This window comes from Spirosoma flavum (genome assembly GCF_042686045.1).
Classification (GTDB): Bacteria; Bacteroidota; Bacteroidia; order Cytophagales; family Spirosomataceae; genus Spirosoma; species Spirosoma flavum.
In genome coordinates this window covers 432333-445964 of record NZ_JBHUOM010000019.1, presented here as the reverse complement: position 1 = coordinate 445964, position 13632 = coordinate 432333, and the positions used below count along the sequence as shown (strand labels likewise).

The following is a 13632-nucleotide window of genomic DNA, read 5'->3' as shown; positions in this document are numbered from 1 at the left end:
CTCTTTACCCGATCCAAGACATGCCTCAATGTGAGGCTATTTTCTCTTCCAGAAAACCAATAAGCGCGTCTTCAAAGGGCGCTATAGCTTTGTAATCAAGCATTTCTCGGGGTGTTGTGCGTAGTGTGCCGAGCATTCGTTGAGCTTTGCTAGTATTGGTTGCTTCGCTAGCCAGCGTATTTTGATAGGTATGAATTCCGAACAGAATAGCTCCCGATCGTGGTAGTCGCGTAAACGTTTGGCGTTCGATTCGGATAAAAATCTGATCGCCGATCGTAGCAGGGGTGAGCGTGGGAGCCAGTTGGGCCAAGTCGTCGTTGTAGCCCGCTGAGTATTGAGTAGATAAGTCTAACTGATTGGTAATCTTAAAGTTCCAACTTGCCCGCCAGATCGGTCGGTGCGCCGGAATACGTTCCAGAAGTTTGTGAGCTGCCTGCATGGTGGGCTGAACCATTGCCGGTGCTGGCCGGTGAATGCCCATAAACGTCTTACCGAACTTATCATCCAAACACCAGCCGTTGGGAAAGCAAAGTTGACCTGCTACGAGCGTGGCCGTTCCGTCGGCACTCAGAATGACCAAATCTTCCTGCACTTGTCGCCCAACCCAATCAAGCGGAGCGAGTGGAAGCGTAACTGCGTCGCCAAATGTGAACTGTTGTTCTTCTGCCAACTGATGGTTTTGCCAGTGCCATTTGTCGCCAGATTTGGTGAGCGAAAAATAGTTTGGGTAGCGTTCGGCGGCTTCCGTCAGCAAGCGTCCCAGTACATCCCACTGGGCCAGTTCAGTATCCGGCTGGGCCTGAAAATAATAACGATGATCGCGTGATAACAACTCTCGTTTGTGAGCAATTTCATGGCCATAGTCTCCGTCTACCTCAACCAGCGATTCGTGCGCCTGGAGCGGGGCCGTACCCATACGATGGTCAAATTCGTTGCCGAAAGGGAAGTAAGGAAGCATAACGTCAGCAGGTTGTCGATGACTACTAAAATAGCCACTTCCTTCCCTTTTTCATCATGTGGAATGGATTATGGTGGTATTGTGCAGTTTATTATCTAAAAATCACTAAAGTCGGTAGTGAAAACAGATCAACCCATTTGCATATTATCGTGTCGGTTCGAAAACTCGACTCCAGTATAATGTGCGAATGGGTTGACAGAGAGTTTGATTAATTAATTGGCTGCTTTGTCAGCCAGATTACCAATGCTTTATCGATAACAGGGGCCACCGCATCTAAATGCCTTTCATACTGTAGAGAACCCGCGACATTACTTTGCCCCTTTGTCAACAGATTTCTGCTCCGCAATCATCTTCCGATCCAACTTCGGTTTCTAGCGTGGCATGACTGATTTTACGGTGTTCGAGTCGGTGGCGTGCGTCGGCCTTGAGCGTGCTGACGGCGGCAGGAGAAAGGTTTGGGGACAGTACAAGGTGGGCAGTAAGTGCGTTTTCTGATGTGCTCATGGCCCACACGTGTACATGATGTACATCCTGCACGCCAGTTACAGCCTTCAGGTCAGTTAGCACGCTGTTGAGGTCGATACCCGCCGGAACGCCATCCATGGAAAGTCGCAGACTGTCATTTAGCAATTGCCACGTTGAACCCAGAATTACTGCTGCTACAACCAACCCGATAACTGGATCGAGCCAGACCCAGCCGGTATAACTAATAACGATACCGGCTATCACCACGCCGAGCGATACCAGCGCATCGGCGGCAAGGTGCAGGTAGGCCCCTTTGATATTAAGATCGTGGTCTTTATCCCGGAAAAACAGCAGGGCCGATGCCGCATTGATTAGTATACCTAAGCCAGCAACCCACGCTACCGGGAGACCTGCAACGGGTTCGGGATGTCGAAATCGCTGGATACTTTCCCATAAAATAGCCCCAATCGTCACTAACAAAATGACGGCATTGGTGAGTGATGCCAGCACAGTACTTTTCCGATAACCATACGTAAAACTTGGCGTTTGGCGAACCCGGGCCAGCCGGAATGCCAGTAGCGAAAGTAGCAAACCGGCTACGTCGCTGAGGTTGTGGCCAGCATCGGCAATGAGAGCCAGGGAGTTATAATAAAATCCCATGCCAAACTCTACGGCAACGTAAGCTGCATTCAGGATTGCCCCTATAATTAATGCCCGATTGACAGATGTCAGGACGGTAGGCCCGTGGTGATGCCCATGTTCTTCACTATGTTCGTGATGGTCGTGCGCCATTCTTATAATGTCAGTTTAATTCCTCCGTTGATGATTCGGCCATCGGTGGGGGCATAAATGTCTGTAACGAATGTGGGCTGGGCACTAGTCCCCCTTACTAATGGCTCGAAACGAGACTGCCGGACATCAAGAAAATTCTCGAAGTTAATGAAAATACAGCCTTTCATACGGTTCCCCGCCAGCCACCGGCCAAAACTCTATTTTCGTTCAATCATGTAGCTCATTGTCCAGTAAGCAGGTGTCGTGGTGCCATTCGTGCGTTGTTGCAATCCCGGATAAAATGCGTCAAAATCAGTTTTCAATTTATCGGTTTTGTAGAGAGTTGTAAAGTAAAGCCGATGTTTAGCCATAAGGGAATCACGACCGTTAGGTTGTCGTATTGCCGCTTGGTATCAATGAACGAATAGCCCAGAAACGTATGGAAGTCGTGATATACTAACCGATTATTCGTTTCAAAACCTCGCGTAAATAGGTGACCATTAGCCGTTCGGAAATTGTAGCCGTCCGATTGGTTTGTAAGCACTGTCAGTTGGTTTAGTTGCGTATAGAAAAACAACTGATTCACGGCCAGCGTTGTTGCGTTTCCTAACTGAGTTCTGTAATTAATGTCTACGTTAAGGCCAATCGACGATTCAGTTTGGTCATTGCGTGTCGAGCATAAATTTACCCCCGAAACGATAATCGCTTGGCATCCTCGGTGAAGATCGTCGGGGTAGAGAATGCAACAGGTAGTCAAAAATGTAAACGGAAGCCCATCTGGGCTTTTATTCATTTATTCCTTGTTTTTACCGGTTTAACCCAGTTAGTTTGTCCCAACGTTCTTTGTTTTCCGTCAAACAAGCTACTGGTTTTCCTGAGAGGTTCAGGAAATGAAAAAGGAATCGTGTGAAAATCACGAGCAGACGTTGCTACTGTAAGTGACCATTTAAAAAGGGTTTGCCCTCGATGTCCATTGTTCCATAATCGGTTTACCGATGGGATGAGAAGGACGGCAAATACCGTCACAAGCCAGGAGACTTACCTTTAGCTTTGCTGATTACGCCCACACGCGATTGGGTTTCATCAAGATTGACCTCCTCTTCTTTAATTTTCTGCTTCTCTCCGAGGCCGGGAGTGGTGTGTCGTGTTGGTTAAACTCCTGATAATAGGGTGGGCGTATGGAGTTCGGCATCGAACGCGATCAATCATTTTTATTAATTAATCAACATGATCGCACACAATCTCGGCTATCCACGAATCGGTAGCCACCGCGAACTCAAACGGGCCTCTGAACAGTTCTGGGCCAACAAAATTACCCGTCAGCAACTTCAGGAAGTTGGTCGGCGTATCCGGCAGGACAACTGGCTGACGCAGCAGCAGGCTGGCATTTCGCTTGTTCCCTGCAACGACTTTTCGCTCTACGATCAGGTGCTGGACATGTCCCTGACCGTTGGCGCGATTCCGAAACGGTTTTTGCCATTGCTCGGTCAACCAAACGTGGACCATCCAGACCACTTGACGCTGTATTTCGCCATGGCGCGGGGTTACCAGCAGGATGGACTGGACCTGACCGCGATGGAGATGACCAAATGGTTTGACACGAATTATCACTACATCGTTCCTGAATTTTCGGCAGATCAATCGTTTACGCTTCTCTCCGAAAAAGTTTTCACCGAATTTGACGAAGCGAAGCAAACACTCAATACGATCCCGAAACCCGTATTATTGGGGCCGGTATCGTATTTATTGCTGGGTAAGGAGAAGGAAACTGGCTTCGACCGCCTGGATTTGCTCGACCGCTTACTGCCGATTTATGAACAAGTGCTAACCCGCCTGCAAGCGCAGGGAGCCGAATGGATTCAACTCGATGAACCATGCCTGTCGCTGGATCTGACCGACCAACAACGGGAAGCTTTTGCCACGACTTACACGCGACTTCGCCACCAGTTTCCAACGCTTAAATTACTACTGGCTTCGTACTTTGAGTGTTATGGAGCCAACCTGAATCTGGCTATTCAGTTACCGGTCGATGCGCTTCATCTCGATCTGGTACGTTGTCCCAGTCAGTTAGACGATATCCTGCAAACTGATTTTGTTAATCAGAAAACGCACCTATCGCTGGGCGTAGTTGATGGACGGAATATATGGATTAATGACCTGGAAAAGTCACGGGCTACGATTCGGCGGGCGATACAAGCAATAGGGCAGGAGCGCATTCTTATTGCTCCATCCTGCTCATTGATGCACGTTCCCTGTGATCTGAACTCCGAAACCAATGAACAGAATCTAACGCCTGAAATTAAACAATGGCTGGTATTTGCCCGTCAAAAGCTGGACGAAGTAGCCGCATTGGTAGCGCTGATTCACCAACCAGACAACCCTCGTGTGGCTGAAGTGTTAGCCGCTAATCAGGCTGCATTGATCGCTCGTCAACAATCGACGCTTATTAACCGACCAACTGTGAAGGAACGTCTGAGTCGATTGACTGAGCAGGATGCCCAACGTCAGGGGTCATTTGTCCAACGTCAATCGTTGCAGCATGAGCGATTGCAATTACCTTTGTTTCCCACCACAACGATTGGCTCGTTTCCGCAGACGGATGCTGTGCGGTCTAATCGGGCTAAATTTAAAAAAGGCGAGCAAACACTTGACCAGTACGAAGCGTTCATTCGGTTGGAAACCGAACAAGCCATTCGCTGGCAGGAGGAAGTTGGGCTGGATGTATTAGTTCATGGCGAGTTTGAACGAAACGATATGGTGGAATATTTCGGTGAATTACTCGACGGGTTTGCTTTCAGTGAAAATGGCTGGGTGCAGAGTTATGGCTCACGTTGTGTAAAACCTCCGATTATTTATGGGGATGTTCATAGACCCAAACCAATGACCGTGCGCTGGTCCAAGTTCGCTCAGTCGCTGACCAAAAAGCCTGTTAAAGGGATGCTTACCGGACCCGTTACAATTTTGCAATGGTCATTCGTGCGCGACGATCAGCCGCGCCGGAATACCTGTTTGCAAATTGCGCTGGCCATCCACGATGAAGTAATTGATCTGGAAACGGCTGGCATCGGTGTTATTCAGATTGATGAACCGGCTTTGCGGGAGGGTCTGCCGCTGCGTCGGGAAAATTGGAGCGATTATTTGAAGTGGGCTGTTATGGCATTTCGGGTGGCGGCTTCGGGGGCGCAGGACCATACCCAGATACACACGCATATGTGCTACGCGGAGTTTAATGATATTATTGGGGCCATTACCGATCTGGACGCTGATGTGATTACTATTGAAACGTCCCGGTCGCAGATGGAATTGCTGGATGCATTTGCACGTTTCGATTATCCAAACGAAATCGGACCGGGTGTCTATGATATACACAGCCCGCGCGTGCCAACGGTAGAGGAGATGGTTGAGCTACTTCAAAAGGCTGCAAATGTTTTGCCCACCCGTAATTTGTGGGTAAACCCAGACTGCGGATTGAAGACACGCCGGTGGCCGGAAACGACCGAAGCCCTAAAAAATATGGTGAAGGCTGCCCAAACCGCGCGCGAATTAGTTATTGAATCTGTATAAGTAACAACAACCTTCTGCTCTATAGGGCAGAAGGTACTACCTTCGTCATTATGAACTTCAGCGGACCTTACGACAAACAAATTGCTGCTCAATATCGGGGGGGGCTACTTACTCCATTATTGGCAGGATGGGAATTCAGACAAAAGCCAGCCCTGTTGGCAGGGCAAGCAGGGTGGCTTTCGTTGGCGAAAAACCAGGATTGGATATTAACAGCGCCAATCCGTCACGATTTGATGAGCGACAAATGGGTGATTGTCGTAACGGATTCTGATCAAGTTATTCAGTATGTTAACCCCCGATTCGAAGAAATGACGGGCTACACCCATCAGGAAGTGATAGGCCGTCGGCCAACTTTTTTACAAGGTGAGAGAACGTCTCTACTATCCCGTCAGCGTATTAAACAGGCCATTCAACAGCGCCGATCAGTGAGTGAGCGGCTATTGAATTATCGAAAAGATCAAACGCCCTATTGGTGTCAGATTGTGATTCGACCGATCGTTAACCGGCAGAAACAGGTAGTGAATTTTATCGCCTTCGAACAGGAGGTTCCATCGGATGAGTCTTACGTTGACCGCTAAACATGAGCACATTGCCTGTCCGCGTTGCCAGCGTTCTTTCGAGTGTCGGGTGGGGAGCATTAATCTGTGCCAGTGTCAGGCTGTTCAGTTGACCGAAAATCAGCAGAACTATGTCGGCTCTTTATACCAGGATTGCCTGTGCGCCAACTGTCTGCTGGAGCTACGAACGGAATTTAATCAGCTGACCCATCAGGAAATATAAATTAGATTAGTGCATGGCCATTGATGAAGACCTTTCTATAAACGACCGGATTGCTGCTGCTGAAACGCGAATTTTTAAAGCTGTATTTCCCAATACAACCAATCATTACGATACTCTTTTTGGGGGAACTGCCCTGCAACTGATGGACGAAGTCGCCTTCATTACTGCAACACGGTTCTCTCGTAAGCGGATGGTTACGGTATCTTCCGATAAGATCAACTTTACCAAGTCAATTCCGGCAGGAACCATCATTGAACTGGTCGGGCATGTGGAACACGTTGGGAATACCAGCATTCGAATCGCCGTCGAAATTTATGTAGAAGAGATGTATTCGATGGAGCGGCACCAGGCCATTCATGGTACGTTTACCTTCGTGGCTCTTGATGAAAACAAGAAACCAATTCGTATTTTATGAAATAAGTGATTCCGTCGAGCGGAAATGATGAATTATAAAGCCACTACTACTTTAAAAAAAGCAGATACCGACGGGCGAGTGCCCGAACATACGTTGGATCAGTATGTCCGCAGTGAGTTATCTCAACAATTAATTAACGCGCTTAAATCAACGCTATCAATCAATCGAAGCGATCGAATTAGCGAGTCAGACCATTTAATGAATCAGACGACGGTCGATTTCACAACCGAACTGGTTATTCTGAAACCTCTCCAGTGGCAGCAGCTTAAAGATTCATTGAGTGGATCGATTCAGTCGCTGGCTATCGACCGGCAGATGGCCATTCGGCAACTTATTGCAGACGTTGACACAACGCATTAAGTCTCTGGTTTGCCACCTTACAATTTCACTTGCACCGTTAGGTAAATACCCCGCCCATCAGAAGGTAGAATGCCCGGTCCCGGATAGCCTGTTGCCCGTCGCGTAAAGTAGGCTGTATTCGCTAGATTATTCAGACTGCCTTCCAGACGAAACCGGCTGAACTGATAGGACAAACTGGCATCCATGATGGCGTAGGCTGGAATTAGACCGATAACCGCCGAAACGCCCCCTTCGCGCGAATTGGTCGCGTCAGAAAACTGGTTGGATAGATACGTGTATTGAAACGAGGCTTTCAAATTTTTATAGCCCAATCGGACACCACTTTTTAGGTTTACATTTGGGACAAACTCAACCTGATTGCCCGTCACTCCGGCAATTTCGCTGGCTTTGTACGTAGAGTGAATTAGCGCTACATTGACAAATATAACCCCACTCAGATTGGGATTCAGCGGATTTGCTAACCGTAGAAAGTCGCCCTCAGCGTAGGACTCTAACCCCATAATAACGGCTTGACCAATGTTGCCGCGTCGCCGAAGAACCCGGTCGTTTGCGTCGTAGAATTGCACTTCGCCAATGCGGTTATTATAGTTCAGATAGAAAGCACTAACGTCGAAGTTGTAGAGCGTCGTTTGTGTACTGCGAACACCCAGATCAATGGAATACCCTTTTTCATCTTGCAGATTCGGATCAATTACCGATGATGGATTGGCAATTCGCATATCGCTAAATGTGATCGAACGGTAGTTCTGCGAAATGTTGCCATATACATCCAACTGCGCGGTTGGTTTGTAACTTATTCCCAATCCACCCAGCACAAATTGCCGTCCATTCGTGCGCAATTCATTCGTTCGGGTAGCATTGATGATATTCCCTGCTAAATCGCGTGTGATGGTGCCATAAAAACCGTTGGCCGTTGTGTGAATATACTCGAAGCGGACGCCGGGCGTAATTGATAATTTATCACCTACGTACAAAATATTTTCGGCAAAGAGGGACACATTTCGATTCGGAAACTGGTAGTCGGAGGCAATTGCCTGGTCGGTATCGACGAAGTTAAAATTGGCATCTTTACCCGTGCTCCCCAAACCTTGTATGCTATGGTTATAGCCGTGATAATAGCGGCCACCCACCAGCAAAACGGCCTGCTGCTTACCTACAGAATACCGTTTTAAATAACGAGCTTCTGCCCCGTAATTCTGAAAATCGCCTTTGATCAAATCTCGCTCGCTATTATCGTCAATGCTGGCCACACGGTTGGGGCGGAAACCAAGCGAATACCGATACGCATACAAGCCGAAAACCCGAAGATTAAACTCGTTATTGGCGTTGAATTTATGGTCGAAATGCAGGGCGGGCATGGTCCAGTTCACCTTAAACCAGTTCCGCTCCCGGTTGCTTTGTCGGGGATTTTCGGCAAACATGGCGTCGGTCAGGCCGCCCGGTTGCTGGGCCAGATAACTCATTTGGGTCATGTCGAAACCCAGCGTTGTATTCTCCGAAAAATGGTAATCAATATCGACGAAAGCGGTGTAATTGGTGAAGTGCGAATTAGGCCGCCAGCCATCGCCCTTTTTGTATTGAAAAAATGTGTAATAACTCAACTTGCCAACTGTACCACTAGCACTAACGAACGCATTGTAAAAGCCAAATGACCCGATGCTTTGCCGAGCGATCAGTTCAAACTTGCGGTTGGCTACTGGCTTTTTCATGACAAAATTGAGCAACCCGCCAAACTGCGTACCATACTGAAGTGAAGCCGCTCCTCGCACAATCTGAATCCGGCCAACAGCTTCTATCGGTGGCGTGTAATAACTCTCCGGGTAGCCTAACGCGTCGGCACTGATGTCGTAACCGTTCTGGCGCACGTTGAAATTAGAGCTTCGATTGGGGTCAAGGCCTCGCCCGCCAATGCTTAGTTGTAGACCTCCGCCTTCATTTTCCCATATGTTTAAGCCAGCAACACGCGCGTAAATCTGCCGGGCGTTATTAGTCGATAAGTTTGCTACCAGCTGATCGGGGATAATAACTTCTGATTTCTTGCCTTCATAAATTCCCATGCTTTCAACACCCCGCATACGGGTAAAGCCAAAGTCAGATTGCTTGTCGGTGACGGTTACTTCATCCAGCGTTTCGAGTCGGCTAACCAGTCGAATTAGTACGAATTGATCACGTCCGGCAATAGTTGTTGTTTGCTTTGCTGTTTTGAAATCGGGGCAACTGGTATGCAAAACGTATTGACCATTGGGCAGGTTCGTAAACATGAATTTACCTGCACTATCGGTGGTCGTACTACGTTTGCCATCGTTCAGATAGATTGTGCAGCCAAAAACCGCCGAACTGTCGTGGCGAGTCTGTACCGTTCCCGAAAGCTGGTGTTGGGCAGAAACAGCCGTTGCGAAAAAGAGAAGAAAACTAAAAACCGTAAATTTTGTCATTGAAGGAGGTGATCCACTCTTTATTTTTAAATGAGTCCTGCTCGTTAGCCAGATTTGTCTCGGGGTTAATCATTGGTTTTCCCAGGCGACCATTGAGGGCTACGTACGAGTCAACATATACCTCCGGTTTTTGGAAACCGTGTTGAGCGTAATAATCGCGTAGTAAATGCGCGTATTGCAGCAGCATATCTGGCTGGGTAGCCATCATTTTTTCCTGTAGGGGCGTCAGAAATTCGGTGTTGTTAACAATGGTTCGATGACCTGAATTGTCTTTAACTGTAAACTGAGCGTATCCCGCTTTCTCCATCAGCATTACCCGCCACGAAAACCGGTAGCCCTGTTCCGTCCAGAATAATTCGCCTGGATATAGCAGGTAACGGAGCGGGAACATCAACTGAATAGCGAAGAAAAACACAAGCAAGCCCCGTATGCTTTTCGCTATCACAGGGGTATAGATGTATGTTCTGTGGGCTAAAAGAAAAGAAGTTGGTAAGAAGCAAAGCTTGCCTAATCTCCGGATGAGGGTTAGATGAAAGTGAGCTGAGAAAAAAATCAGCGCGGTCACAATCATAATGTACGGAAACATGCCGATTGGAAACAGAAAGGCCGTTAACCCATGAAACACGACCACAGCGGCATACGCCCAGGGACGCGTTTGGCGATTCCAGAGTAGAAAGGGAATACTCAGATCATATAAACAGCCAAACCAACTAAAGGCGATCGGTATCCAGGGATAGTTGAATAAAAAACCAACCACAGGAAGGTCGTTATGCGCTGGTAGCCAGATGCGTAGGGGTAGAGCATTCAGTAGCCAGTCACTGTTCAGCTTGGCTAAACCCGCGAAAAAGTACAGTAAGCCCACAAACAACTTCATCGAATCGATACACCAGGCCGGAATCTGGTCGGCTAATAACCTCCGATTTCGGTACGCATCTACCGAAAAATAGACATGGGCAGGTAGGAAAACCAGCAGGAAACAAACCATACTCGTGAAATAGTAGTGGTTGAGATACGTGCTTTTGTCAATCAGTTCGATGTACGTGAAACTCAGAAATAAGCTCACAATGGCGGCCCGGTAAAACAATCCCACCGCCACGAATAGCGCCGATAGACCACAAACGGCGAACAGGACGTAGGTGTAAATGCCTAACGGCTTCACAAATTCGAAGCCGTAGAACGGAAAAAAATAGCGCGGTTTAATATACAAGTCCGCAATCCAGCCCTTACTCCAAAAACGGACAATGCTCCCGAAGAGCATTAGTCCAAACAGAAGTCTGAAAACGGCCAGCGGAGCCGCAGAAGTAGTTTCGCGAAAATAATTCCGCATAGAATCAAGGTCCGGCTAGTCGCCGTCGTTGTCGGTATAGGTGATCGTGATGCTCATAGCCGTAGTCATGTCAACCTTGAGCATCCTCACGGCTTTCTGCATTTGAGTGTACACCAGCACAACAGCCGCATCGTTGGTTTTTATTTCGTCAGACAGATTGGGCTTTAGTGTAGTAAGTTGCTGATTGACTGCATCAAACTGCTTATTGATAATATCGACCAGCGACGTTCCCGTACTGCTATCTTTGGCACCAAGCGAATTGAGGTACGTTTTCAGGCTCGGTCCTTCCAGGCCGGTTTTTACGCTCTTTCCGTTAAAGAGATCAATTGACGCCTGATGCGCTGTTTTGGCCAACGTCAACGATATGTCCTTTTTGTAATACCCTTCAATTTTGTCGGGGGCGACTGTGCCGTTACTCATGGCTCCCGACGGAATACCGAATTTCCCCGACCGGATGTAGCGTTCATAATTGAGTACGTAACCATTTACCAGTTTCGACGTTGAACAGCCTGCATTTAACGCTGTGCAATTGACGAATGTGTCTCTGTAACCACCTGTAGTCCACGCCGTATACACCGTCGTAAACTGCGTATTCATTTGGGTAGTCAGCCGTTTCAGGTAAGCAATGCGTTTGGGGGCATCAGCCGCCGTTGTGTAGCGGGCTACAATAGCGTCGTCGGTTGCATCAAGGCCATTAATGAGATAATCCAACGCCGGGAAACCCTGTTTAGGATACGAGGCTGGCAAGTCAAATGCTCCCGAACCAGCCGTAATGTAATCCTCAATTCCAGTAGTGTTGGTTGGGTATATATTGAAAAAGTTGCGGAGTGTATACTGCTCCGCAGGGCCCACATCGAACAGTTCGACTTTCTGCCATTCTGTATAAGCGTCAACCCAGGCTTGCCGAAAATCAGTTAATGATGCTTTATCAGGTTTAGCTGTAAACGCATCCGATTTGGTTAGCATCAGGTCAAGTTTTGTCTTGAAATTCGCGTAGCTGGGCAGGATGATATTGTCCGCGATATTTGTCAGCATTGCTTTACGATCACTGCTCGCCTGATCGACTGGGTTGGTTGGCGTCGTTGGCGTTGGTGTGTCAGAACTACTTCCCGAGCATGCCCATAGTGCGCTCATAAACGCACACATAAACCCGATTTGTTTCCACCTATTTTTTATCATGACGTAAAAAAGGGACAGAGCGATACTCGTTGTACCGCTCTGTAATGAGTAAATAATGAGGCATTAAGCCAGCTTAAAGCACATTGAATTTCGTTTTGATGGCCGCCGAAGCTGCATCAATTTTGGCATTGGTCAGGCCCCAGAAACCATTTGGCGCTCCAATCAGGCCAGTAAGAATAGCATCCGAAAACGCAGCATCTGCTTTGTTCAGCGTAGCATAACGCAGGCTATATATAAAGCCCAGCCCTTCGCCCATTGCATGGGCGCGAGCCGCATCTGTAGTGCCGGTTTTCCATTTGCTCAGGTACCCTAATGCAGCACCAGAAATAGCTTTTTCCATGGCCAAATGAATGAAAGCGGCCTGTTCTTTCAGAACCTTCGTGTCGTTATTAACGATAGCCGCTCGACCTTTTAGCAATGCCGAGTGAATCTTCGGGAAATCAGTGATATTGTATTCCCAAAGGTAGGAACCGATAAAACTTTCACCTGATGAGGTAGCTGTAGCTTTACTACCGTAAATCGTGTTTGCCGTAAGGATACCGTAGATTTCATCCCAATTTTGTTCTAACTGCGTGTATTTTTTGCCAGCAACCAGTGTCGTGTTGTCCAGCGAAAAATTCTTGTCACTTAGCAGAACGTTGCCGATATAATCGACTTGAAAAGCGCCGATCAATCCTTTTTGAATGATTTGTCCCCACTCAATTCCTTGTGCATCAACGAGGTAAGTTCCTAGTTTGCCCGCTTTTCCTTCCGAAGCCGTAGCCGTTACCGATTGGCTGGCCGTCGCAATTTTAGGAAAACCTTCCTCAACTCGTAGCCGTTCTTTCTCGGCATCAGCCGCTGGTAACGACGATGCTGTTACATTACGCAACTGCACCCCCGAGGTATTTAAGGCTGTATTAGCCGTACCCGAAAATGGGCTACCTGTATTCGAAAACATGTTTTTCAACACGGTGGCATCCAGCGTAGCGCCAGTGCCAACTGCTGTGCCATTGTACGTGTTGATGGCTCGGAATATCAAAAGGCGGTTAGCACCGGTGGTCAGGTCCACAGTTTTAGCCCCGGTCTCATCTACGAAAAAATTCGCGTACGTAGTGGTGTCAGTTAGTTTTGTATACTCAACGGACTTGCGAAGTTGCGGGGTAACCGTAGTCGGATTTTCGTCGTCTTTACAAGCTGACAAACTAGCAACAAGCAGTACAACAGGGATAAATCGATAGAGTGAAGTAGGTCTTAGCATTATGTATTTTTCTACTATGGAATGTTTCGACAAAAGTAGAAGGTATTTAGACTAATTATAAGTAGGTATTAAAAATAAATTTAAAAATTTATGTAAGTACATACTGTTAAACGAGTTGTCCTTATTGAGTCTATCAAT

Annotated in this window: 13 protein-coding genes and 1 riboswitch; of the genes, 5 read left to right on the top strand and 8 right to left on the bottom strand. The window is 47.6% G+C overall.

What is annotated here, in order from left to right; all coding sequences use genetic code 11:
* Positions 1–25: 25 nt before the first annotated feature.
* The 4 genes from ACFS25_RS18885 to ACFS25_RS18870 form a co-directional block, all read right to left on the bottom strand.
* On the bottom strand, positions 26–958 hold the full coding sequence (locus ACFS25_RS18885) for a heme-dependent oxidative N-demethylase family protein (protein ID WP_381504112.1): 933 nt from the start codon (positions 956–958) through the stop codon (positions 26–28).
* 324 nt (positions 959–1282) lie between these two features.
* Positions 1283–2215, bottom strand: a complete 933-nt coding sequence (locus ACFS25_RS18880) for a cation diffusion facilitator family transporter (RefSeq protein WP_381504110.1) — start codon at positions 2213–2215, stop codon at positions 1283–1285.
* A gap of 2 nt (positions 2216–2217) precedes the next feature.
* Positions 2218–2382, bottom strand: coding sequence for a hypothetical protein (locus tag ACFS25_RS18875; protein ID WP_381504108.1), 165 nt, complete (start codon positions 2380–2382; stop codon positions 2218–2220).
* 131 nt (positions 2383–2513) lie between these two features.
* A complete protein-coding gene (locus ACFS25_RS18870; protein ID WP_381504106.1) occupies positions 2514–2987 on the bottom strand; it encodes a hypothetical protein in 474 nt (157 codons plus the stop codon).
* Positions 2988–3043: 56 nt separating this feature from the next.
* Positions 3044–3254: riboswitch (cobalamin riboswitch) on the top strand.
* Positions 3255–3421: 167 nt separating this feature from the next.
* Here ACFS25_RS18870 and metE point away from each other — a divergent pair.
* The 5 genes from metE to ACFS25_RS18845 are packed head-to-tail and all read left to right on the top strand — an operon-like array spanning position 3422 to position 7313.
* Complete coding sequence (metE, locus tag ACFS25_RS18865; protein WP_381504105.1) at positions 3422–5758, top strand: 5-methyltetrahydropteroyltriglutamate--homocysteine S-methyltransferase; 2337 nt, start codon at positions 3422–3424, stop codon at positions 5756–5758.
* Between the two features lie 50 nt (positions 5759–5808).
* Positions 5809–6336 carry a PAS domain-containing protein gene (locus ACFS25_RS18860; RefSeq protein ID WP_381504104.1) on the top strand — a complete coding sequence of 176 codons (528 nt, stop codon included), beginning with the start codon at positions 5809–5811 and terminating at the stop codon, positions 6334–6336.
* Positions 6314–6538, top strand: coding sequence for a cysteine-rich CWC family protein (locus ACFS25_RS18855; RefSeq protein WP_381504103.1), 225 nt, complete (start codon positions 6314–6316; stop codon positions 6536–6538). Before ACFS25_RS18860 ends, ACFS25_RS18855 begins: the two co-directional genes overlap by 23 nt.
* A gap of 13 nt (positions 6539–6551) precedes the next feature.
* Positions 6552–6953: an acyl-CoA thioesterase gene (locus tag ACFS25_RS18850; protein ID WP_381504101.1), complete on the top strand. Its 402-nt coding sequence runs from the start codon at positions 6552–6554 to the stop codon at positions 6951–6953.
* A 24-nt stretch (positions 6954–6977) separates the two neighbouring features.
* On the top strand, positions 6978–7313 hold the full coding sequence (locus ACFS25_RS18845; protein WP_381504100.1) for a hypothetical protein: 336 nt from the start codon (positions 6978–6980) through the stop codon (positions 7311–7313).
* A 17-nt stretch (positions 7314–7330) separates the two neighbouring features.
* Here the strand turns inward: ACFS25_RS18845 and ACFS25_RS18840 are convergent, their stop codons facing one another.
* The 4 genes from ACFS25_RS18840 to ACFS25_RS18825 all read right to left on the bottom strand — a co-directional run bounded on the left by ACFS25_RS18840 (position 7331) and on the right by ACFS25_RS18825 (position 13494).
* Positions 7331–9748 (bottom strand): TonB-dependent receptor domain-containing protein, encoded by a 2418-nt coding sequence (locus ACFS25_RS18840; RefSeq protein ID WP_381504099.1) that lies wholly within the window; start codon positions 9746–9748, stop codon positions 7331–7333.
* A complete protein-coding gene (locus tag ACFS25_RS18835; protein WP_381504098.1) occupies positions 9726–11075 on the bottom strand; it encodes an HTTM domain-containing protein in 1350 nt (449 codons plus the stop codon). The genes ACFS25_RS18840 and ACFS25_RS18835 overlap by 23 nt, the downstream gene beginning before the upstream one ends.
* Positions 11076–11090: 15 nt before the next feature.
* Positions 11091–12254, bottom strand: a complete 1164-nt coding sequence (locus ACFS25_RS18830) for an imelysin family protein (protein WP_381504097.1) — start codon at positions 12252–12254, stop codon at positions 11091–11093.
* Between the two features lie 73 nt (positions 12255–12327).
* The gene (locus ACFS25_RS18825) at positions 12328–13494 is read right to left on the bottom strand and encodes a DUF4856 domain-containing protein (protein ID WP_381504095.1); all 1167 of its coding nucleotides are present in this window, start codon (positions 13492–13494) and stop codon (positions 12328–12330) included.
* Between the last annotated feature and the right edge of the window lie 138 nt (positions 13495–13632).

What these genes read in the sequence shown, in the direction of transcription:
- ACFS25_RS18885 (WP_381504112.1), bottom strand. Translation starts at nt 958, where the DNA reads ATGCTTCCTTACTTCCCTTTCGGCAACGAATTTGACCATCGTATGGGT.
- ACFS25_RS18880 (WP_381504110.1), bottom strand. Translation starts at nt 2,215, where the DNA reads ATGGCGCACGACCATCACGAACATAGTGAAGAACATGGGCATCACCAC.
- ACFS25_RS18875 (WP_381504108.1), bottom strand. Translation starts at nt 2,382, where the DNA reads ATGAAAGGCTGTATTTTCATTAACTTCGAGAATTTTCTTGATGTCCGG.
- ACFS25_RS18870 (WP_381504106.1), bottom strand. Translation starts at nt 2,987, where the DNA reads ATGAATAAAAGCCCAGATGGGCTTCCGTTTACATTTTTGACTACCTGT.
- metE (WP_381504105.1), top strand. Translation starts at nt 3,422, where the DNA reads ATGATCGCACACAATCTCGGCTATCCACGAATCGGTAGCCACCGCGAA.
- ACFS25_RS18860 (WP_381504104.1), top strand. Translation starts at nt 5,809, where the DNA reads ATGAACTTCAGCGGACCTTACGACAAACAAATTGCTGCTCAATATCGG.
- ACFS25_RS18855 (WP_381504103.1), top strand. Translation starts at nt 6,314, where the DNA reads ATGAGTCTTACGTTGACCGCTAAACATGAGCACATTGCCTGTCCGCGT.
- ACFS25_RS18850 (WP_381504101.1), top strand. Translation starts at nt 6,552, where the DNA reads ATGGCCATTGATGAAGACCTTTCTATAAACGACCGGATTGCTGCTGCT.
- ACFS25_RS18845 (WP_381504100.1), top strand. Translation starts at nt 6,978, where the DNA reads ATGATGAATTATAAAGCCACTACTACTTTAAAAAAAGCAGATACCGAC.
- ACFS25_RS18840 (WP_381504099.1), bottom strand. Translation starts at nt 9,748, where the DNA reads ATGACAAAATTTACGGTTTTTAGTTTTCTTCTCTTTTTCGCAACGGCT.
- ACFS25_RS18835 (WP_381504098.1), bottom strand. Translation starts at nt 11,075, where the DNA reads ATGCGGAATTATTTTCGCGAAACTACTTCTGCGGCTCCGCTGGCCGTT.
- ACFS25_RS18830 (WP_381504097.1), bottom strand. Translation starts at nt 12,254, where the DNA reads ATGATAAAAAATAGGTGGAAACAAATCGGGTTTATGTGTGCGTTTATG.
- ACFS25_RS18825 (WP_381504095.1), bottom strand. Translation starts at nt 13,494, where the DNA reads ATGCTAAGACCTACTTCACTCTATCGATTTATCCCTGTTGTACTGCTT.